Annotated in this window: 19 protein-coding genes; 7 read left to right on the top strand and 12 right to left on the bottom strand. The window is 71.0% G+C overall.

Annotated elements, in window-relative coordinates; all coding sequences use genetic code 11:
- Nucleotides 1-8: 8 nt before the first annotated feature.
- The 3 genes from AC1DMN_RS11820 to AC1DMN_RS11810 are packed head-to-tail and all read left to right on the top strand — an operon-like array spanning nucleotide 9 to nucleotide 4,052.
- A complete protein-coding gene (locus tag AC1DMN_RS11820) occupies nucleotides 9-1,544 on the top strand; it encodes an APC family permease (RefSeq protein WP_440732258.1) in 1,536 nt (511 codons plus the stop codon).
- A complete protein-coding gene (locus AC1DMN_RS11815; protein ID WP_477230733.1) occupies nucleotides 1,541-2,878 on the top strand; it encodes an aspartate aminotransferase family protein in 1,338 nt (445 codons plus the stop codon). Before AC1DMN_RS11820 ends, AC1DMN_RS11815 begins: the two co-directional genes overlap by 4 nt.
- Nucleotides 2,865-4,052 (top strand): amidohydrolase family protein, encoded by a 1,188-nt coding sequence (locus AC1DMN_RS11810; protein ID WP_441976750.1) that lies wholly within the window; start codon nucleotides 2,865-2,867, stop codon nucleotides 4,050-4,052. The genes AC1DMN_RS11815 and AC1DMN_RS11810 overlap by 14 nt, the downstream gene beginning before the upstream one ends.
- Nucleotides 4,053-4,067: 15 nt before the next feature.
- Here the strand turns inward: AC1DMN_RS11810 and AC1DMN_RS11805 are convergent, their stop codons facing one another.
- From AC1DMN_RS11805 to AC1DMN_RS11770, 8 genes are all read right to left on the bottom strand, one after another.
- Nucleotides 4,068-4,892: an ABC transporter ATP-binding protein gene (locus AC1DMN_RS11805; protein ID WP_477230732.1), complete on the bottom strand. Its 825-nt coding sequence runs from the start codon at nucleotides 4,890-4,892 to the stop codon at nucleotides 4,068-4,070.
- Nucleotides 4,889-5,677 carry an ATP-binding cassette domain-containing protein gene (locus AC1DMN_RS11800; protein WP_477384276.1) on the bottom strand — a complete coding sequence of 263 codons (789 nt, stop codon included), beginning with the start codon at nucleotides 5,675-5,677 and terminating at the stop codon, nucleotides 4,889-4,891. Before AC1DMN_RS11800 ends, AC1DMN_RS11805 begins: the two co-directional genes overlap by 4 nt.
- Nucleotides 5,674-6,561, bottom strand: a complete 888-nt coding sequence (locus AC1DMN_RS11795; protein WP_477230730.1) for an ABC transporter permease — start codon at nucleotides 6,559-6,561, stop codon at nucleotides 5,674-5,676. The genes AC1DMN_RS11800 and AC1DMN_RS11795 overlap by 4 nt, the downstream gene beginning before the upstream one ends.
- Nucleotides 6,558-7,511, bottom strand: a complete 954-nt coding sequence (locus tag AC1DMN_RS11790) for an ABC transporter permease (protein WP_477230729.1) — start codon at nucleotides 7,509-7,511, stop codon at nucleotides 6,558-6,560. Before AC1DMN_RS11790 ends, AC1DMN_RS11795 begins: the two co-directional genes overlap by 4 nt.
- A 10-nt stretch (nucleotides 7,512-7,521) precedes the next feature.
- Nucleotides 7,522-9,072 (bottom strand): ABC transporter substrate-binding protein, encoded by a 1,551-nt coding sequence (locus tag AC1DMN_RS11785; protein WP_477230728.1) that lies wholly within the window; start codon nucleotides 9,070-9,072, stop codon nucleotides 7,522-7,524.
- 132 nt (nucleotides 9,073-9,204) lie between these two features.
- A complete protein-coding gene (locus tag AC1DMN_RS11780) occupies nucleotides 9,205-10,164 on the bottom strand; it encodes an alpha/beta fold hydrolase (protein ID WP_477230727.1) in 960 nt (319 codons plus the stop codon).
- Nucleotides 10,165-10,324: 160 nt separating this feature from the next.
- Nucleotides 10,325-11,515: an acyl-CoA dehydrogenase family protein gene (locus AC1DMN_RS11775; RefSeq protein ID WP_477230726.1), complete on the bottom strand. Its 1,191-nt coding sequence runs from the start codon at nucleotides 11,513-11,515 to the stop codon at nucleotides 10,325-10,327.
- 1 nt (nucleotide 11,516) lies between these two features.
- Nucleotides 11,517-12,662, bottom strand: coding sequence for a CaiB/BaiF CoA transferase family protein (locus AC1DMN_RS11770; RefSeq protein WP_477384274.1), 1,146 nt, complete (start codon nucleotides 12,660-12,662; stop codon nucleotides 11,517-11,519).
- 164 nt (nucleotides 12,663-12,826) lie between these two features.
- Between AC1DMN_RS11770 and AC1DMN_RS11765 the strand changes: the two genes are divergently transcribed.
- Nucleotides 12,827-13,531 (top strand): tyrosine-protein phosphatase, encoded by a 705-nt coding sequence (locus AC1DMN_RS11765; protein WP_440732247.1) that lies wholly within the window; start codon nucleotides 12,827-12,829, stop codon nucleotides 13,529-13,531.
- 67 nt (nucleotides 13,532-13,598) lie between these two features.
- Nucleotides 13,599-14,063 carry an SIP domain-containing protein gene (locus AC1DMN_RS11760; protein ID WP_477384272.1) on the top strand — a complete coding sequence of 155 codons (465 nt, stop codon included), beginning with the start codon at nucleotides 13,599-13,601 and terminating at the stop codon, nucleotides 14,061-14,063.
- Between the two features lies 1 nt (nucleotide 14,064).
- On the opposite strand, the gene AC1DMN_RS11755 is transcribed toward AC1DMN_RS11760, so the two are convergent.
- The 4 genes from AC1DMN_RS11755 to AC1DMN_RS11740 form a co-directional block, all read right to left on the bottom strand.
- Complete coding sequence (locus tag AC1DMN_RS11755; protein ID WP_440732447.1) at nucleotides 14,065-14,433, bottom strand: Fe-S oxidoreductase; 369 nt, start codon at nucleotides 14,431-14,433, stop codon at nucleotides 14,065-14,067.
- Nucleotides 14,434-14,516: 83 nt separating this feature from the next.
- Complete coding sequence (locus AC1DMN_RS11750) at nucleotides 14,517-15,329, bottom strand: arginase family protein (protein ID WP_477384270.1); 813 nt, start codon at nucleotides 15,327-15,329, stop codon at nucleotides 14,517-14,519.
- A gap of 1 nt (nucleotide 15,330) precedes the next feature.
- Nucleotides 15,331-16,071, bottom strand: a complete 741-nt coding sequence (locus AC1DMN_RS11745; protein ID WP_477384268.1) for a PspA/IM30 family protein — start codon at nucleotides 16,069-16,071, stop codon at nucleotides 15,331-15,333.
- Nucleotides 16,072-16,138: 67 nt separating this feature from the next.
- On the bottom strand, nucleotides 16,139-18,157 hold the full coding sequence (locus AC1DMN_RS11740; protein WP_477384266.1) for a TPM domain-containing protein: 2,019 nt from the start codon (nucleotides 18,155-18,157) through the stop codon (nucleotides 16,139-16,141).
- Between the two features lie 126 nt (nucleotides 18,158-18,283).
- Here AC1DMN_RS11740 and AC1DMN_RS11735 point away from each other — a divergent pair, with 126 nt between their 5' ends.
- Both AC1DMN_RS11735 and trmB read left to right on the top strand, forming a co-directional pair.
- The gene (locus AC1DMN_RS11735; RefSeq protein WP_477230720.1) at nucleotides 18,284-19,159 is read left to right on the top strand and encodes a DUF3097 domain-containing protein; all 876 of its coding nucleotides are present in this window, start codon (nucleotides 18,284-18,286) and stop codon (nucleotides 19,157-19,159) included.
- 65 nt (nucleotides 19,160-19,224) lie between these two features.
- Nucleotides 19,225-19,950, top strand: coding sequence for a tRNA (guanosine(46)-N7)-methyltransferase TrmB (gene trmB / locus AC1DMN_RS11730; protein ID WP_440732241.1), 726 nt, complete (start codon nucleotides 19,225-19,227; stop codon nucleotides 19,948-19,950).
- Nucleotides 19,951-19,981 lie beyond the last annotated feature (31 nt).

Raw genomic sequence — 19,981 nt, 5'->3', positions numbered from 1 at the left:
AGACCCGAATGTCCGCCACCGAACCCGGCTCCGCGCCCGCCGCGGCGCCTGAATCCGCGCCGCGCCGCGCCCTGCCGCTCTGGGCCGCACTCGCCCTGTCGCTCGCCACCGTCGGTCCGACCCTCGCCATGTCCGGCAACGGCCAGGGTCTGGTCGCGATCGTCGGCAAGTCCGTGCCGCTCGTCTTCGTGATCGGCGCGATCGGCGTCGCGCTCGTCGGCTACGGCTTCATGCGCCTGACCCGCCACCTCAACCACGCCGGATCCGCCTACGGGCTGATCGGCGGCACCGTCGGTCCCCGCACCGGCTTCTTCTCCGGCTGGGCCATGCTCGGCGCCTACGTCGGCTTCTCGATCGGCACGCTCGCCCTCACCGCGGCGTTCGTGAACGCGCTGATCGCGGCGTTCCAGCCCGGCGTCGAGCACCCGATCCAGCTGCCGTGGCCACTCATCATGATCGTCGGAGCCGCACTCTCCTTCCTCCTCGCGGGGCGCGATGTGGCGCTCATCGCCAAGGTGCTGCTGATCATCGAGGGTGTCGGCATCATCGCGATGATCATCCTCGTGATCGCGATCTTCGGGCACGGCGGCGCGCACACCACCGGCATCGACTTCTCCAGCTTCAGCTTCACCGGCATCGACGTCGGCCAGGTGCTCTCGGGCGTCGTCGCGGCGTTCCTGTCCTGGGCCGGATTCGAGGCCTGCGCGTCGCTCGGCGAGGAGACGAACAACCCCAAGCGCAACATCCCGCGAGCGCTGTTCGGCACCCTGATCATCACCGGCGTGCTCTTCGTCGTGGTGATGTTCGCCCAGACCATCGGCTTCGGCACCGACGAGGCTGGTCTCAAGGCCTTCGGCACCTCCGGCAACACCCTGGGCGACCTCGGCACGCAGTACATCGGGCCGTGGTTCGGCGTGATCGCGATCTTCACCGCGACCTGTGCCGCGTTCGGCTCACACATGGCGACGGTCGCGACCGCGAGCCGCATGCTCTACGCGTTCGCCCGCGACGGCTTCGGCCCGCGCTCGCTCGGCGTGCTGCACCCCAAGGGCGGCCCGCGTCGCGCGGCCTGGCTCGTGCTCGCCGTGGTCGTCGTCACGCTGCTGATCTGCGCCGCGACCGGCTGGCCCGTGATGGGCACCGGCAACGCCGCGATCGACGCGTACTTCTACTTCGCGGTCGCCGGCACGGTCTGCCTCATGGTCGCGTACCTGATGGTCGAGGTCGCCGCGGTGTACTTCGTCAACCACGGCCGGTTCCAGGCCGTGCACGGCGGCGGCGGACGCGTGCTCGGTACGGTGCTGCCGGTGCTCGGCGCGATCGTGATCGTCATCGTGATCTGGTTCAACGTGAAGGACTCGGCGGATCCGTCCGCGGCCGGCGTCGTCGCGCTGCTCTGGTGCGCGCTCGGGCTGATCCTCGCGCTCGCTGCGTCGAAGATCGCCAAGCAGGTCGGCGCCTCGCTCGCCCGCGAGCTCGAACTGCCCGGCCTGGGCAAGGAGCTCGACCCGATCCACCTCACCGGCCCCGCCGAGGACAGATGACGCTCTCCCTGCTCGCGCGCGACGCCCGGGCGATCGCGGGCGTCGAGAAGCTGCACTTCTTCCCGCTCGAGGTCGTCAGCGGCCACGGCTCGGTCCTGGTGGACCCGGCCGGGCGCGGACTGATCGATCTGTCCGCGACCTGGACCGCGAACGGCCTCGGCCACGGCCATCCCGCCGTGGTCGAGGCGGTGTCCCGCGCCGTGCGGACCGCGCCCGGCGCGGGCGGGCTGTCGGCCATCCACCCCGACTCGGTCGGCCTCGCGGAGGACCTGCTCGCGCTCGTCCCCGCTTCGGGCGATGGYGAGCGCCGCGTCTACCTCGGCCATGCCGGATCCGACGCCAACGACGTGGTGCTGCGTTCCTGTCGTTACGCGTCCGGACGCCGCACCGTCGTCGCGTTCGAGCACGGCTACCACGGCGGCCTGGGGCTCGCGATGGGGGTGTCCGGGCAGCAGATCGAGGCCGGGCACGTCGGCGATCCGGATCTCGTGCTCGTGCCGTACCCGAACCCGTTCCGCCCCGGCCCGGCCGGGATCGACGCCGACGTCGCCGCATCCCTGGCCGCGATCCGCAACGCCCTGGCCACGGATCGCGTCGCCTGCCTGATCGTCGAGCCGATCCTCTCCGACGGCGGGCTCGTCGTCCCGCCGGACGGGTTCCTGCGGTCCGTGCACGAGGCCTGCCGCGCAGCCGGCGTGCCGCTCGTGGTCGACGAGGTCAAGGTCGGACTTGCCCGCACCGGCACGCTGCACGCGTTCCAGCACGACGGCATCGTGCCCGAGATCGTCACGTTCGGCAAGGCGCTCGGCGCCGGGATCCCGCTCTCCGCGGCGGTGGGACCGGCCGCGATCCTGGACCGCCCGGCCGGATCCGCCCTGCTGACCACTGCAGGCAACCCCGTGTCGACCGCGGCGGGCCGCGCCGTGCTGCGGACGATCGCCGAGGAGGGGCTCGTCGAACGGGCCGCTCAGGCCGGCGACCGGTTCGCGGCGGCGCTGCGGCGCCTGGCCGCGGGCGAGGGCCTCGAGGGCGGGCTGTCGGCCGAGCGGATCGGCGATGTACGCGGACGCGGGCTCACGATCGGGCTCGAGCTGGTCCGCGATCGCGACGGGCTGCAGCCGGACGGCGAGCTCGCACGCCGCGTCGTCTACCGGGCCTGGCAGCTCGGCGCGGTCGTCTATTACGTGGGCGGCAACGTCCTGGAGATCACGCCGCCGCTCGTCATCACGGATGATGAGATCGACCGCGCGGCGGACATCCTCGACCGGGCGATCGCCGATGCGATCGCGGGTCGGGTCAGCGACGAGGAGGTGCAGGAATATGCCGGTTGGTGAGCACGCGTTCGGGGAGAACGGGATCCTGGAGGGTCTCGAGGGCATCCCACCCCGCCTGGCCGAGACGGCGCAGTCGCTCGCGCTGATCGACCATCACGTGCACGGCTGCTACATGGACCCGGTCGACCGTGCCGCGTTCGAGGAGTCGTTCAACGAGGCGTCGACGGATCCGATCCCCGCGTTCATGACGCAGTTCGACTCGCAGCCCGGCTTCGCGTTCCGGCGCTGGTGCGCCCCGCTGCTGGGCATCGAGCGGCACGCGCCCGCCGAGGAGTACTGGGCGGCGCGCAGCGCGCTCGCCCCCGCCGAGCTGGACCGGGTGCTGCTGCGCCCCGCCGGCGTCGAGCACTGGGTCATGGACACCGGCTTCAGCCTGCGCCCGATCACGGACCCGACGGCGATGGCCGAGGAGTCGGGCGGTGCGACCAGCGAGATCGTGCGGCTCGAGCTCGTCGCCGAGGGGCTGGTCGCCGGCGGCGTCGCTGCGGCCGACTTTGCCGAGGCGTTCCGCGCGGCGATCACCGAGGCCGCGGTCGAGGCCACCGGCTTCAAGACCATCGTCGCGTACCGCGTCGGCTTCGACATCGACTGGGAGCCGCCGGCCGACGCCGCCGTGGCGGCAGCCGTGGAGCGCTGGGCCGCGCTCGGCCAGGAGAAGCCGCGGTTGTCGGATCCTGTGCTCGAAGCGTTCGTCGTACACGCGGCAGTCGCGCTCGGCCTGCCGCTGCAGGTGCATGTCGGCTTCGGCGACCGCGACCTCGACCTGCACCGCACGAACCCGATGCTGCTGCTGCCGCTGCTCCGTCGCGCCGACGTGCAGCGCACGCCGATCATGCTGCTGCACTGCTACCCGTACCACCGTGAGGCGGCGTACCTGGCGCAGGGCTTCGACAACGTCTACTTCGACATCGGCCTCGGCGTGAACTACCTCGGCGCGCAGAGCCGGCAGCTCGTCGCGGAGGCGCTCGAGCTCGCCCCGTTCGCGAAGCAGCTCTACTCCTCGGACGCGTTCGGCCTGCCCGAACTGCACCTGGTGGGATCGATCCTGTGGCGGCGCGGAATGGCGGTCGCTCTGGGCCGTTGGGTGCGCGAGGGGGAATGGAGCGAGGCCGACGCCTGCCGCGTGCTGGAGATGATCGGCGCCGAGAACGCCCGCCGGGTGTACCGGCTCTGAACGCGTTCCCGGGGATCAGCGCCCGGGGACGACCGGGATCGCCGCGAGCAGACGCTTGGTGTAGTCCTTCTCGGGGTGGTGCAGCACACGCGCGGTGGACCCGTGCTCGACGATGCGTCCGTCCTTCATCACGGCGACGTCGTCGCACAGGTTCTGCACCACGCCGATGTCGTGGGACACCAGCACAAGGGTCATGCCGTCACGGCTGAGCTCGCGGAGCAGGTCGAGGATCTGTGCGCGCACGGTGACGTCCAGAGCGGACATCGGTTCGTCGCCGATCAGGATCCGGGGTCGATGCGCGATCGCGCGGGCCAGGGCCACGCGCTGACGCTGGCCACCGGAGAACTCGTGCGGGTAGCGCGATGCCATCTCGGGATCCAGGCCGACGCGGTCGAGCACCTCGGCGACTCTGGCGCGGTGAACGCCGTCGATGCCCAGCGCGCGCAGAGGCTCCGACACGATCCGGCCGACCGACTGGCGCGGATCGAGAGAGGCGTACGGATCCTGGAAGACCAGACCCGTCTCGCGGCGCAGCCAGTGCAGCGCCCGCGCCGACGCACGTGCGTCCACCGGGCGTCCGTCGACGTGCACGGTGCCCGCCGTCGGGCGGTCGAGCCCCAGCAGCAGCCGGATCAGGGTGGATTTGCCGGATCCTGATTCGCCGATGATGCCGAGCGCGCGACCTGCCATGACATCGAGGTCCACGTCGTCCAGAGCGACTGAGCGGGCCCGCCGCGCGAACGGTTCCTTCCGGGCTGCGAGGTACTCGCGGCGCAGCCTTCGCGCGCGGATCAACGGCTCGTCGTGCGCGGCGTCCGGCACCGTGATCGGGTCGCTCATCCCTCCTCCTCCCCGCGCCACAGGGTCGCCGTCGCGTCGCGCAGCAGGCCCTGCGTGATCGGCGATTCCGGCGCGGTCAGCAGCGTCTCGAGCGGTCCGGAYTCGAYSACCCKGCCGTCGGCGAGCACGACGGCGTGCGTSGCGACCTGMGCGAGCACGGCGAGGTCGTGYGTGATGAACACGAGCGACATCCCGTCCGATTCCACGAGCGACAGCAGCAGGCGCAGCACCCCGGCCTGGATGGTCACGTCCAGCGCGGTCGTCGGTTCGTCGGCGATGAGCAGTCGCGGCCTCGCAGCGAGGGCGATGGCGATCGCGGCGCGCTGGCGCTGGCCGCCGCTCAGCTGATGCGGATAGCGGTCCACGATGCGCTCGGGATCCGGCAGAGCGACGCGGGCCGCCTCGCCGATCGCTCGAACCCTGGCGGCGCGCCGGCCGATGCGCTCGTGTATCCGGATCGTCTCCGCGATCTGGCGGCCGATCGTGCGGATCGGATTCAGAGCGGTGCGCGGCTCCTGGAACACCATGCCGATCTCGTCGCCGCGGATCCCGGCGAGCTCGCGGTCGGGCAGGTTCAGGATCTCCCGGCCGTTCCAGCGCACGCTGCCGAACGCCGTGGCGCCGTCCGGCAGCAGCCCCATGATCGCGAGCGCGGTGAGCGACTTGCCGGATCCGGACTCGCCGATGAGCCCCAGGCGCGTGCCATCCCGCACGGCGAACGAGATGCCGTCCACGACCCGGCGGCCGTCGATCTCGATGACGAGGTCGGTCACCTCGAGGCTCATGCGGTCACCTCCGGCAGGCGCGGCTGGCCGGCCCGTGCGCGGTTCGCCGGGCGCCGTCCGGTGCGCAGCGTGGGATCCGTCGCGTCGCGCATCGCGTCGCCGAGCAGGTTGAACGCGAGCACCGTGATCGTGATCGCGAGCCCGGGCCACACCACGGTGAGCGGGTGGATCTGGATGTAGCGCTGCAGGTCGGCCAGCAGGATGCCCCAGGACGGGTCGACGACCGATGCACCGAAGCCGAGGTACGACAGCCCGGCCTCGGCGAGCACCGCCGTGGCCATGGCCCAGCTCAGCTGCACGATGAAGACCGGGGCGATGTTGGGCAGCAGATGCTGCACGAGGTTCTGCAGCGGGGTGAGGCCGGAGGCGCGTCCGGCCACCACGAAGTCGCTGTGCTGCACCCGCCGCAGCTCGGGGCGGGTGACCCGGGCGACGTTCACGCCGAATCCGATCCCGACGGCCCAGACGACGACCCAGAGGGATCCGCCGTGCACCGTGGAGATCAGCATCGCGATGATCAGCACGGGGAACGCGATGAGGACGTCGACGAGCACCGCCACGGTCTCGCGCATCCAGCGTGCCGTGAGCGCGCCCAGCGCACCGAGGGCGAGGCCGATGAGGGTGGCGATCGCACCCGCACCGACCGCCACGAGCACCGTCGTGCGGGATCCGGCCATGATCAGGCTCAGGATGTCGCGCCCGGTCAGGTCGGTGCCGAGCAGGTGCGGCCAGCTCGGGGCCAGCCAGCGGGAGGCGACATCGGTGGCGCGCGGGTCGAACGGCGTCCAGAACAGCGAGACGACGGCAGTGACGAGGATCGCGGCCACGACGATGAGGCCGAACAGCCCGGCGGCGGAGGAGCGGAGGCGGCGCAGCGTGGTCATTCGTCGGCCTCCCGCTGCCGGGGGTCGAGCGCGCGGTGCAGCAGATCCACGACGAAGCCGATGATGAGCACCATGCCGGTGAGCACGAGCAGCTCGCCCTGCACCTTCACGAGGTCGCGCGTGCCGACGTCGGCCACGAGCATGCGCCCGATCCCCGGCAGCGTGAAGAGCTGCTCGACGACGACGGATCCGACGATGATGCCGGCCACCTGGATGCCGAGCACGGTGATGATCGAGAGCCCGACCGCCGGCAGTCCGTGCTGGAGGAGGGCGCGGTTGCGAGTGAGCCCCTTCGCCGCCGCGGTGCGCACGAAGTCCTGTCCTGCGGCCTGCAGGGTCGCGCTGCGCACGAAGCGCAGCAGCAGCGCCCCCTCGATCGTGCCGATCGTGAACGCGGGCAGGATCAGCGCCTGCAGCGCCGCGCCGGGATCCGCCCAGCCCCCACGGGGGAAGCCCTGCGCGGGCAGCCAGCCCAGCCACACCGCGAACACCACGACCAGCATCATGCCCGCCCAGACGACCGGGACGGCGGCGACCGCCTGGGCCGCCGTGTTCAGCGCCGTGCCGGCCGCGCGTCCGCGCAGCAGGGCCGATCCGATGCCCAGGGGAATGGCGATGATCAGGGCGACGAGCAGCGACAGCGTCGCGAGCGGCACCGTCACCTGGGCCTTCTGGGCGAGCTCGGCGGCGACCGAGGCGCCGTTGAGCTGCGACGTGCCCAGGTCGCCGTGCAGCACGCCCCCGATCCAGCCGAGGTACTGCAGCACGAGCGGCTGATCGAGACCGAGGCCCTTGCGGATCGCGTCGACCTGCTCCGGCGTGGCCTTGTTCCCCGCGAGTAGCTGCGCCACGTCGCCCGGGAACACCCGCAGTGCGAGGAAGATCAGCGCGCTCGCGACGAGGAGCCCCGCGATGAGCAGGGCTCCCCGGGTGAGCGCGTAGCGGAGCACAGGGCTGAGGCTACTTGGTGACGGTGACGCCGCGCAGATCCAGCCGCGAGTTGATCGAGTCCTTCGGGAAGCCGTTCACCCCGGGACGCACCGCGGTCAGGGTCTGATCCTCGTACAGCCAGTCGGCCGCGGCGTCCTTCGCGACGATCTCGGCGGCCTGGGAGAGCAGGTCGGCCGACTTCTTCGCGTCCAGCTCGGTCTGCGACTGCGCGTAGAGCTTCTGCACCTCGGGGTTGTTGTAGCCGAAGTAGTAGTCCGGATTGGCGAAGTTGCCGAAGTCGCGCGGCTCGACGTGCAGCACGAAGCTGAGGTCGTAGTCGTGCTTGGTGTAGACGGAGTCCAGCCACGCGGGGAACTCGACCGAGTTCACCGTGAGCGTGACGCCGACCTTCTTGAAGTCGCTGGTGAGCAGCTGCGGAACCGTCGTGCCGTAGAACGAGGGGGTCGTGAGGGTGAGGGCGAGATTCTCCTGGCCCGCCTCCTTGAGCAGCGACTTGGCCTTCTCCGGGTCGTACGGCGCCGTGCTGGACAGATCCTTGTACCCGGGGTCGAGCTGGGGGATCGGACCGTACAGGGTCGTCCCGACGCCGCGCGCCTCGATCAGCGCCTTGTGGTCGATCGCCAGGCGCAGCGCCTCGCGGACGCGCTGGTCGTTCAGCGGGGCCTTGGCGTTGTTGAACGCGAGGGTCCCCTTGTCGGTGGTACGGCCCTTCGTGATGGTGAAGGTCCCGTTCTTATCGAGCTGCGGCGCGAGGTTCGCGTCCACCGCGGTGAGCACGTCCAGCGTGCCGCTCTGCGCGGCGTTCACGCCGGCGGTGAAATCGGGGATGTAGTCGAAGACGACGCTCTTCACGCCGGCCTTGGCGCCCCAGTACGTGTCGTTGCGGGCGAAGGAGAGCGAATCGCCCTTCTTCCACTGCGTGAGGGTGAACGGCCCCGTGCCGTTCTCGGCGGCCTGCAGGTCGGTCGTGTCGCCCTTCTGGAACACGAGGCCCGCGGCGCCGGTGAGGCTGAACAGGAAGTTCTGACTGGGTTGCGTGAGCGTGATGACGACCGTCTTGTCATCCTTGGCTTCGATCGACGCGACGTCGGCGAGGTCGGCGTGCCCCTGGACGGTCTTGTCGTCCTTGGCGGTCTGCAGCGAGGCGACGACGTCGGATGATGTGAGCTTCGTGCCGTTGTGGAAGGTGATGCCGTCGTTCAGCACGAAGGTGTACGTCAGGCCGTCGGATGAGATGTCGTGGCTCTTCGCGAGCCGGTCGATGATCTTGTTGTCCTGCGTGCGGCTGACCAGCCCCTCGTAGATGTTGTCGACGAGCACCTGCTCGAGCGCGGCGCCGCTGGTGTGCCGGATGTCGAGGTTCGACGGTTCGAGCACGAGGCCCACCGTGAGCGTGGCGTTCGCGTCGGCGGCTCCCGAGGCGCTGCTTCCCGACGGAGCGGGGGATCCGGTGCAGGCGGACAGCATGAGGGCGGCGGCCGTCAGGCCGGTGAGCAGGGCGACGGCGGCGCGGCGCGGCGCGCGGCGGCGCGAGGCGAGGGCAGCGCGGGTGCGGTGCATGCGGGGGATCCTCTCGGGCGGTGCTGTGGGGTGCTGTGCGGGTGTGCGATGTGCGGTGCGTGCGGGTCTTGCGGTGTGCGGTCGAGCCTAGGGCGGCCGTTCAGCGCCGGGCTTCGGCGGCGGAACGCGGCGTCACAATCCGGGCTCCTCGACGGGCTCAGGGCCGATGCTGTCTGCGGCGGTGCGGATGATCTCGGCGAGGGCTGCCGGGGCCGTCTCCTGCAGGTTGTGGCTGCCTTCGAGGTGCAGGACTCGTGCGCGGGGAGCACGTGCGCGGAACTCCTGTTCGGCGTCGTCCGAGACGAACCCGTGACCGGCGCGGACCAGGGAGAGCGGGGCGACGACGGCATCGAGATCCGCCCAGCCGTGCTCGCCGAGGATCGCGGACGGCGCTCCGGTCGATGCCGTCGCGGGCGGCGCGTCCAGCAGCCGAGCCGCGATGTGCGCGAAGTGGTGCTTCCACTCCACGCGGCCGTCGGGGCGGACTCTCGTGTTCAGGAACACGCCGCGTGCGGTGTCGTCCCGGGATCCGCCGAAGCCGAACTGCTGGGCGCGTTCGACGAGCTCGTCGCGGGAGGCGGCGTCGACCACGCGGTAGAACTCGCGCAGGGCCGCGGGGCCGACGCTCTGGTCGACGCCGGGGGTGATGTCGACGACGAGGAGCTCGCGCACGAGCTCCGGGGCGCGGGCGGCGATCGCTGCCGCGGTGAGCCCGCCCAGCGACTGGCCGACGAGCACCTGCGGGCGGTCGGTCCAGGTGCGCAGTGCCTCGATCACGTCGGCGGCCAGGGTGCGGCCGGTGTAGTCGGCGTCGTCGCGCCAGGAGGAGTCGCCATGGCCCGCGAGGTCGATCGCCAGGGCGGGCCGGCCGAGGGCGAGCACCGTGGTGTCCCAGGTGTGCGCATTCAGGCCCGCGCCGTGCAGCAGGGTGACCTCGACCGGTTCGTCGCCGTAGCGCAGCGCGCTCAGCGTGCGACCGTCGGCGAGGGTCAGGCTCAGGCGTTCGACCGGTGGGATCGGGACGCCGAGCGCCGCGGCCTGACCGGCGAGGAAGGAGAACTCGGTGATCTCTTCTGGGGTGACGTGGGACACGCCCTCATTGTGCTCCCGCGCAGTCGCCGACGTGAAATGAGGGATCAAAGTGCGCGCTCGGAGCGTCACAGGAGGTAACTTGCAGTAATTCAGAGCGAGCCTATGCAGGCGGAATGCTCTAACCTCATCGGAAGCCTCGGGTCAGAGTCGAGATCCCAGATCAGAACGCGCTCAATCCGGTGAGGGCTCGACCGATCACCAGCTGGTGGATCTCATCGGTGCCTTCGTAGGTGCGCACCGACTCGAGGTTGGCCGCGTGCCGCATCACGGGATAGGCGTTCGTGATGCCATCGCCCGCAAGGATCGTGCGCGCCTGGTGCGCGATCTCGAGCGCCTCGCGCACGCTGTTCAGCTTGCCGACGGAGATCTGCGCGGCGGTGAGCGCGCCGCGCTCCTTGAGGCGCCCGAGATGCAAGGCGAGCAGCACGCCCTTCTCGACCTCGACGAGCATGTCGGCGAGCTTGGCCTGTGTGAGCTGGTTGGCCCCGATCGGCTTGCCGAACACCTCCCGGCTTGTCGAGCGATCCAGCGCCGCCTCGAGGCAGCTGCGCGCCGCCCCCATCGCACCCCAGATGATGCCGTAGCGCGCCTCGTTCAGGCATCCGAACGGGCCGGAGAGCCCCTCGGCGCCGGGAAGCATCGCATCCGCGGGAAGGCGGACGCCCTCGAGGGCGACATCGCACTGCACGGATGCGCGCATGGACAGCTTGCCCGTGATCGGAGTCGCGGTGAACCCCGGTGTCGTGGTCGGCACGAGGAAGCCCCGTACCGCCCGCCCGCCTTCGCCGAACGCCGGATCGTCCACGCGCGCCCAGACCACGGCGACATCGGCGAGGGAGGCGAGCCCGATCCAGCGTTTGGCGCCGTCGAGCACCCAGCCGTCGCCCTCCCGGCGCGCCGTGGTGATCATGGCCGCAGGGTCGCTGCCGCCCTGCGGCTCTGTGAGCGCGAAGCAGCCGACGGCATCGCCCGTGGCCATGCGCGGCAGCCAGGCCTGCTTCTGCTGTTCAGAGCCGTACTTCGCGATCGCGCTCATCGCCAGCGATCCCTGCACCGAGACGAAGGTCCGCCACCCGCTGTCCGCCGCCTCCAGCTCGAGGCAGGCGAGGCCGTAGGACACCGCGCCGGCGCCGGCACACCCGTAGCCGGTCAGGTGCATGCCGAGGAATCCGCCGGCGCCGAGCTCGGCGATGAGCTCGCGGCGGAAATGCGCGTTCTCGAAGTCCTCCTCGATGACCGGCAGGATCCGCTCCTGCGCGAACGCCCGCGCGCGCAGCTGCCAGTCGCGCTCCTCCGGGGTGAGCAGAGCGTCGAGGTCGAAAACGGCGTCGATGCGGGGAGCAGTCGTCATCTCAGGTCCTTTCGGTGCGCCAGGCGGCGGGCGCGGAGTCGTTCAGAGCGGGCGGCGGTGTGCGATAGGCGGCCGGGGCGTCGCCGAGCCGGATCGGGTTCGCGATCGTGCGGGAGGCCCCGAGCGCGACCACCGGATCGAGCCCCAATCCTTCGGCGAAGGCGAGCGCCTCCGCCACGTCGTGCACGAGGCCGGCGGGGATCCCTGCCGCACGGAACCGGTCGATCCAGTGCGCGGCTTCGGCGTGCGCGAGCTCCTGCTCGATCAGCGTCGTGAGCGCATCCCGATGGGCGACGCGGTCGGCGTTGCGGAGGAAGCGCGGATCGGTCGCGAGCGCCGCCTGTCCCAGCACGACGGCTAGCGCGCGGAACTGCTTGTCGTTGCCGACGGCGATGACCAGGTCCCGGTCTGCGGCGCGGAACAGGGCGTAGGGGGCGATCGACGGATGCTGGTTGCCCAGACGCCGGGGCGCGACCCCGGTGGCGAGCGTCGAGGCCGCCTGGTTCGTCAGCGCCGAAAGGAGGCTCTGCAGCAGATTGACGTCGACGCGCTGGCCGAGGCCCGTGCGCTCACGCTCGCGCAGGGCCAGCAGGATGCCGGCCACGGCGTTCTGCCCGCACAGCACGTCGACCAGCGCGACCCCGGCCTTCGCTGCGGATCCTTCCGGATCGCCGGTGATCGACATCAGCCCGCCCACGGCCTGCACGAGCAGGTCGTACCCCGCGAGCGAGGCGCCCGTGCCGGTACCGAACCCGGTGATCGAGCAGTACACGATGCCGGGATTGACGGCGCGGATGGCGTCGAAGCCGAGACCGAACCGCTCCATCACCCCGGGACGGAAGTTCTCGATCAGCACGTCCGCGGTACCGGCGAGTCRCAGCGCCTGGGCGCGATCGGCGTCCAGGGTCAGATCCAGCGCGATGGAGCGCTTGTTGCGGTTGACGCTGCCGAAGTAGGTGGCGGTGCCGTCGGCGTCGACGGGTGGATGCCAGTGCCGGGTGTCGTCACCGGTCGGCGGCTCGATCTTCAGAACGTCGGCGCCGAAGTCAGCGAGGGTCATGGTCGCGTACGGGCCGGCCAGCACACGGGAGAAGTCCGCCACGCGGATGTCGTCGAGGACGCCGCGCCGCCCGATCTCCACGCTCATCGTCAGCCCCTTCGCCGCCCGTCACGCACCTGCTCCATCCTAGGGATGCCCCGAGTCCCTGCCGCTCGCCGGCCGGCTCGGAGGGCGCCCGGTACCGGGCCCGACGCGGCGGACACACCCTAGGCTGGAGGCATGCGGCAGCGGCGAACGGTGAGGAGGCGCGGATGATCCTGCTCGACGTACCCGGCATCACGAATCTGCGCGACGTGGGCGGCATTCCAGCCGGCACCTCCCGTATTCGCGAGGGGGTGCTGTTCCGCTCCGGGAACCTCGCGCACGTCGGGCCGGAGGCGCACTCGTTCCTCACCGAGCGGGTCGCGCGCGTCGTCGACCTCCGCGATGACAGCGAGGCGAGTGCCGAGCCGTGTGCGCTGCCCGGGCTGCGCATCGATCGCATTCCTCTGTTCGCGGGGTCCGTCGCCTCGTTCCTGCTGGGCGATGTGAGTCTCGCGGGCCTGTACCGGCACATCGTCGAGGACGGTGCGGACCGCATCGTCCAGGTGGTCCGGATCCTGTCCGAGGGGGAGCCCACGCTGGTGCACTGCACGCTCGGCAAGGATCGCACCGGCGTCAGCGTCGCGCTCGCGCTCGCCGCCGTCGGCGCGGATCGCGATGCGATCGTGGACGACTACGCGCTGACCGCCTCGCAGCTCCCGGAATCACGCAACCGAGCGATCGCGAAGTGGCTCGAGGAGCGGCTGCCGATCGCCCACGACGCGATCGCGGTGGCGACTCAGTCGCCGGCGCCGGTGATGCGCGATCTGCTGAAGAGCATCGACGAACGACACGGCTCGGCGGCGGACTATCTGCTCGGCGCCGGGCTGAGCCGTGCCGAGCTGGACGCTCTGGGAGCCGCGCTGGTCGACTGACGGGCGCTCAGCGGCGGTCTCGGGGTAGGTTAGGCAACCCTTCATCCGGTGATATCGTGGAGACATCATGACCACCGCGATCCGCACCACCGCACGCGCCGAACGCCGTGCCCAGCGTCGCTCCACGAAGGCCCAGCATCTGATCGTCGCCGACGAGGGATCCTTGGCCGAACTGGAGGCGGCTCTGGCGACGCTGCCGCTGTGCGCGACCGGCCGCGTGTTCATCGAGGTGCCCGACCCCGACTCCATCTCCACGGTCGCTGCACCTCCGCGGATGACCGTCACCTGGCTGCCGAGGAGCTCGCGTACGGGCGAGCCCGGCACCGGGCGTCGCTGCGCGCGCGGCACCGCCGCAGCTCGTGCCGCGATCGCCTGGTCCGACGAGATGCTGTGCGAYGGCGCGGRGGAGCACACCACGGTGACGCTGCTCTGCGGCTTCCTCGGCACGGCCGACATCGCCGAGCACCTTCGGGAGCGGCTGGGCATGGCCGCCGAGCGGATCACCGCACCGGAGCGCTTCGGGCTGTCCTGAGTCACCGCCTCGGCAGGTAGTGCCCGTCCTCCAGACCCGCCTCGATCTCGAAGCGGTTGCGCAGCGGGTCCCGTCCCGCGAACAGGTAAAGGAACGGCATCAGAAGGCCGTAGCGCAGCCACTGCTGCTTGTGCACGGCCTCATGTCGCAGGACGCGGTCGTCCGGCACGTCGTCGCCGGTGAGGTAGCAGCCCGCGACGCAGACGCCCCCTCGCGCGAAGGTCCACGCGGGCATTCCGCGGAAGATCCACAGCCCCTCGCGACGTTCGATCTCGCCGGTGCTCCACAGCCCGCCCCAGATCCAGCCCACGGCCATGCCCCAGGCGTATCCGAGCCGGCTGATCGGGGAGCGCAGCAGCACCGAGGGCAGACGCAGGTCGCGACGCCGGGACCGCTCCAGGATCTCGGCGGCCTCGGCTTCGATCGCGGCGATGCGGGCGGCGTCGCCCGCGATCACGCGAGGGCGCCGATCAGACGCAGGATCGCGCCCAGGTCCTGCACCGCGTCGCCGGGGGAGCGCGGGGCGAAGCCGGCGATGGTCGCGCCTGCCAGGGGCAGTTGCTCGCGCAGCGCCTTCACCGCGCCGACGACATCGGCCGTGCGCAGGCCGAACGGCACGGCGGACGAGACTCCGACGAGCTCGGACGGATCCAGCACGTCGACATCGATGTGCACGTACACGCGCGATGCGCCCGTGGCGACGACGGCATCCGCCAGGGCCCGTGCGTCCTCGAGGTCGTCGAGTCGGATGATCCCGGACTCCGCCAGGTACGCGCTCTCGGCGTCGTCCTCGGATCGCGCGCCCACGAGCACCGTGCGCTCCGCGCTGAGCCCCGCGGGGCCGTCGATCGGGAACGAGTCGTGGCCGAGCAGCGCGCGCAGCGCCATGCCCGCGTAGGCACCGGAGGTCGACGACTCCGGGGTGTGCAGGTCGGGGTGCGCGTCGAACCAGACGATCGCGACGTCGTGCAGTGCGCCAGGGAGGGCGGCGACCGCGGCCACGCTGACGCCGCAGTCACCGCCCACCACGAGCGTGGGCTCGGCATGCGCCGTGATCGCTTCCTCGATGAGCTCCCTCGTGCGGCGCAGGCTGCTGAGCCTGTGCACGCCCGTACCCTCGGCGTCGCCGGCCTCGAGCGGGACCTCCAGCACCGTCGTGCGGGCGCTCGGGAGGTCGCCGGCGATGGCCGACGCCCCCTCGGTGAGCAGCATCGCCCGCGGGGCAGGGGAGCCCTGCCACTGCGGGACGAYGAGGAAGCGGGTCATTTCAGCCCTCGAGCGCTTCCTGGGGCTTGGTCGATCCGGCCTTCAGCTCTGCCAGACGGGCCTCGACCTCGGTCAGCTGGCCGATGTCCTCGAGGCTCTCGAACTGCGCGTCCAGGCTGGACGCAGCAAGCTCCGCCTTGCCCTGGGCCAGCGCCTCCTGGCGACGGACCTTGTCCTCGAACCGGCCCAGCTCGCTGGTGGGGTCGAGCACGTTGATCGACGACACGGCGTCCTGCACCTTGGTCTGCGCCTCGGCCACCTTGGCGCGGGCGAGCAGTTCGCTGCGCTTGTTCTTCAGCTCGACGAGCTTGTCCTTCATGCCGTTGAGGCCGGTCTTGAGCTTGTCGACGATCTCGGTCTGGGAGGCGATCTGCGGCTCGGCCGTCTTCGCCTCCTGCTCGGAGCTGATCTGACGCTGCAGGGCGACCTTCGCGAGGTTGTCGAACTTGTCGGCGTCGGSGGTGTTGCCSGCYCCGCGCAGGTCATCGGCCTTGCGGCTGGCGGCGAGGGCCTTGTTGCCCCACTCCGCGGCGGACTGCACGTCCTCCTGGTGGTCGCGCTCGAGCAGACGCAGATTGCCGATGGTCTCGGCGATGGCCGACTCGGCGTCCGCGATGTTGTTGGTGTAGTCGCGGACGAGCTGGTCGATCATCTTCTGCGGATCCTCGGCGGAGTCGAGGAGGGCGTTGATGTTGGCCTTCATCAGGGTGGAGATGCGGCCGAAGATGGACTGCTTGGTCATGGGATGTCCTTTCCAGATTTCCGGTCGTGATGGTCGTGCACGTGAGGAGAAGTCGAGCTAGGGGGTATCAGAAGCGGCCGCCCGATCCGCCGCGGCTGCCGCCGCCGAAGCTGGAGGGGCTGAACCCGCCGCCTCCGCCACTGGAGCGCCAACCGCCGCCCCAGCCTCCGCTGCTTCGGCCGCCACCGCCACCGCCGGACAGGATGCCGCCGATGATGCCGCCGAGGATCGCGTCGCCCATGCCGCTGCGGCTTCCGCCGCCTCCGCCGCCCCAGCCGCCTCCGCCGTCGCTCCACGAGTCGATGGAGCCCGCGGCGAGCTGGGTGGCTTCGCGGGCGAGGGCGATCGCCCGCTGCGCGTGCTGCAGTGCGGCGTTCGGATCCGCGACACGCGCAGCTTCGGCCTGGTCGTACTCCGCGGATGCCTGTGCGGCCCTGGTTCGCGCATCGGGGCCGATCGCGCCGCGGTGCGTCGTGATGTAGCTGTTCGCCGTGGAGATCTCCGCGCGCGCCTGCGTGAGCGTCTGCTCCAGCACCTGCTGGGCGCGCTCGGCCTGCTGCTGAGCGTTGCGGATCGCGTCCACGGTGCTGTCGATCCGGGTGTTGGCCGCCGTCAGCGATTCCAGCACCGCCTGGGGCCGGCGTCCTGTGCCGGTGGCGTCGGTGCGGGCCTGATCCAGCGCGGTGCGGGTCGCCGCCATCGTGGCGTTCAGCTCGGGAGATGCGGGCAGCGCTGCGGCTCCCGCAAGGTCTTGCTCGAGATTCGCGATGAGCGTCTGCGCCTGTGTCTCGGTCGCGGCAAGGTCGGTCTGCAGGGTCGTGATCGCGGCCGCCAACTGCGACGCCTGCAGCACGCCTTCTTCGCCGGTGCGGATCGCGAAGGCGGCCTCACCGCGCTTCCCCTGCCCGATGAGGTCGGCGGCCTGAGCGATGTTGGAGTCGGCCAGCTCCAGCCGGCTTGCGGCCTCGGCGGGGTTGCCGACGACCGTCTGCAGAGCGGAAGCGTCGTATTCGGCGGCCAGCGCCTGCAGCGCGGCAGGGGCCGCAGCCACTGCCGAAGCCGCGGCTTCGCGATGCGCCTTCAGCTGGGCGAGGGCCTGCTCCGCGTTCTGCTCCAGCTTGCGGAGCTCATCGAACGCCGCGACGTTCGCGTCCAGCGTGGTGTCGGCCGACTCGCACAGTCGGATGATCTGCAGGTGCCAGTCGCGACGCTGCTGGTCGGTGTCGGGCACCTCGTCGTCGAGCTTCTGCTTGAGGGAGAACGCCTCATCGAGCTTGCTCTTGGCCTTGGCGACCACGTCGGTGAACGTGCTGGTCGCAGTGTCGCCGAACTGCGCCGTGGCGAATCCGAGGTCCTCGGTGGAGGACGTGATCGCGTCATCGGTGTGGACGAGGGCGAGSCCSGCGCGCTTGGCCAGCTCCTCRTYGCTGATGGCATCGAGCGGATCSCCGACCGGATCGGTCGCGACCGACTTCACCCGGGCGGCGGCGCGACGGCGCATCACCACCAGAACGATGATCGCGGCGACGATGGCGAGGACGCAGAGGACGATCAACAGGATCCCGCCCAGATCCGTCCCCGAGGATCCGGATCCCTGGAACCCTGCCGCGGCTGTGCGTACGGCGGCGGCCCAGTCCTGCGTGCGCAGATCATTCACGAGCGACTGGGAGATCTGGTCCACGCGGGACAGCGGGATCGGACCCGCCTTGTCGGCGGACAGATAGTACTGCCGTGACTGCGTGGCGACAGCCAGCAGATACTGCTGCTGGCCGAGACCGTTGTCGACCGCGACCTGGTTCGTCCACTCCTGGCTGTTGTCCGGGTTGGAGAACGTGTCGACGAACACCACGAACAGCTGGATGTTCTGCGACCGGCTGAGGTCCTCGAGCCGGCCGTTGAGCTCTTCCGTCTCTGAGGAGCCCAGCGCGCCGACCTCATCGGTGATGAACTGCGAGCCCAACGTCACCGGCGCCGAGGCCGGGGCGGGCGCCGTCGCGTCCGTGCTCGCGAGCGCCGATGCGGATCCGAGCGACATGCCGAGCGCACCCAGGACCACACCTACGACGACAGCCCAGCGCGCGCGCATCTTCGCTCCTCCCGGGGTCCGGCAGGCCCCAGGAGCGAGTCTAGGCTGTGTCTCCCTTTGTTTCTCCTGCCCGTGCCGGCCGTAGGACTCCGAAAGGAGAGGGGTGCTCTCGGTAGGCTGGAGACGATGGATGACAGGTACGGATCCGATGTGCTCGCGAGCGGTTGGCGCGAGCGCGGTGCGAAGGTCGCCGTGGACGTCGCGGCGGAGAAGGACCTCGTGGTCGAGGTCGCGGTGGACGGGTTCTGCGGTGCGGTGACCCGGATCGAGGGCGGACAGGTCGAGCTCGAGGATTACCGGGGACGCCGCCGGCTGTTCCCGATGGGCGCGGGCTTCATGATCGATGGCGAGCCCGTGCGGCTGGTGCACCCTGCTCGCGCGGCGGGGGCGGCCTCAGGCGGGACCAAGCGCACCGCTTCCGGATCCTTCGCGGTCGGGGACTCCCGTGCGCGCACCGCGCTGCCGAGCCGGATCCTCGTCGAGGGCCGGCACGACGCGGAGCTCGTGGAGAAGGTCTGGGGCGACGATCTGCGCGCGGAGGGCGTCGTCGTGGAGTACCTGCAGGGTGTCGATCTGCTGGAGGAGCTGCTCGCCGCGGCCCCGCCGCGSCGCGACCGTCGCTACGGTGTGCTCGTGGACCACCTCGTGCCCGGCTCTAAGGAGACCCGCATCGTGGAGCAGATCATGCGCGGCCCGCACGGGGCGCACCTGCGCATCGTCGGGCACCCGTACATCGACGTGTGGCAATGCGTCACGCCCGCAGCGATGGGGATCCGCGCCTGGCCCGAGATCCCGCGCGGCATCGACTGGAAGACCGGGATCTGCACGGCCTTCGGATGGCCGACCGCGTCGCAGGCCGACTTCGCGCACGCATGGAAGCGCATCCTCTCGCGGGTGAACAGCTATCGCGACCTCGAGCCGTCGCTGCTCGGCCGCGTCGAGGAGCTCATCGACTTCGTGACGGAACCCGTCGCGGGGCCGGCCTCGGGCGGCGCACGATGAGCGGCCGCTCCGCCCGCGGGGCAGGACGGGCGGGCGCGACGCCGGACGGCGGATACCCTGGAGAGATGCCCGAACCGCGTACCTTCCGTGACGAGCCGGTCTCGTTCGTCCGCCGCAGCGGCCGCATGTCCGAGGCGCAGGAGCGCGCCTTCGCCGAACTGGCCGAGTTCTTCGTGCTGGATGTGCCGCGCAACGTGGCTTGGACCTCGGTGCACCCCGAAGCGCGGCTCGACGTCGCCGCGGCGTACCGGCGCGAGGCGCCGCTGACCGTCGAGGTCGGATCCGGCCAGGGGCACGCGATCGTCTCCGCCTCGGCAGCACACCCCGAGCGGGACTTCCTGGCGGTCGAGGTGTTCCGTGCGGGGCTCGCCAGGACGATGCTCGATGCCGAGCGCGAGGGCGTGCGAAACCTGCGGCTGATCGAGGCGAACGCGCCCGAAGTGCTCGCCACGTACCTTCCCGCGGGCTCCGCCGATGAGGTGTGGATCTTCTTCCCCGACCCCTGGCACAAGAAGCGGCACACCAAGCGCCGCCTGGTGCGGCCGGGCTTCGGCGCCACCGCGGGCGCAGCTCTGCGCGACGGGGGACTGCTGCGACTCGCCACGGACTGGGAGGACTACGCGCTGCAGATGCGTGAGGTGCTCGACGAGGCGCCCGAGTTCGAGCGCGCGTTCGAGGGGGAGTGGGCGCAGCGCTTCGACGGGCGCGTGATGACCGCGTTCGAGCGCAAGGGCATCGCGAAGGGCCGCGAGATCCGCGATCTGACCTACCGCCGCGTGCCGCGGGGCTGATCCGCCGGCTGCGACGGATCGGCCCCGTCGG

It is taken from the genome of Microbacterium sp. 01T413_2 (assembly GCF_056398985.1).
This window is presented reverse-complemented; position numbering and strand designations above follow the sequence as displayed.

Excerpts from the sequence above, each read along its gene's own strand:
- trmB (WP_440732241.1), top strand. The coding sequence starts at position 19,225 with ATGCCCGAACCGCGTACCTTCCGTGACGAGCCGGTCTCGTTCGTCCGC.
- AC1DMN_RS11810 (WP_441976750.1), top strand. The coding sequence starts at position 2,865 with ATGCCGGTTGGTGAGCACGCGTTCGGGGAGAACGGGATCCTGGAGGGT.
- AC1DMN_RS11775 (WP_477230726.1), bottom strand. The coding sequence starts at position 11,515 with ATGACGACTGCTCCCCGCATCGACGCCGTTTTCGACCTCGACGCTCTG.
- AC1DMN_RS11805 (WP_477230732.1), bottom strand. The coding sequence starts at position 4,892 with ATGAGCGACCCGATCACGGTGCCGGACGCCGCGCACGACGAGCCGTTG.
- AC1DMN_RS11765 (WP_440732247.1), top strand. The coding sequence starts at position 12,827 with ATGATCCTGCTCGACGTACCCGGCATCACGAATCTGCGCGACGTGGGC.
- AC1DMN_RS11785 (WP_477230728.1), bottom strand. The coding sequence starts at position 9,072 with ATGCACCGCACCCGCGCTGCCCTCGCCTCGCGCCGCCGCGCGCCGCGC.
- AC1DMN_RS11795 (WP_477230730.1), bottom strand. The coding sequence starts at position 6,561 with ATGACCACGCTGCGCCGCCTCCGCTCCTCCGCCGCCGGGCTGTTCGGC.
- AC1DMN_RS11820 (WP_440732258.1), top strand. The coding sequence starts at position 9 with ATGTCCGCCACCGAACCCGGCTCCGCGCCCGCCGCGGCGCCTGAATCC.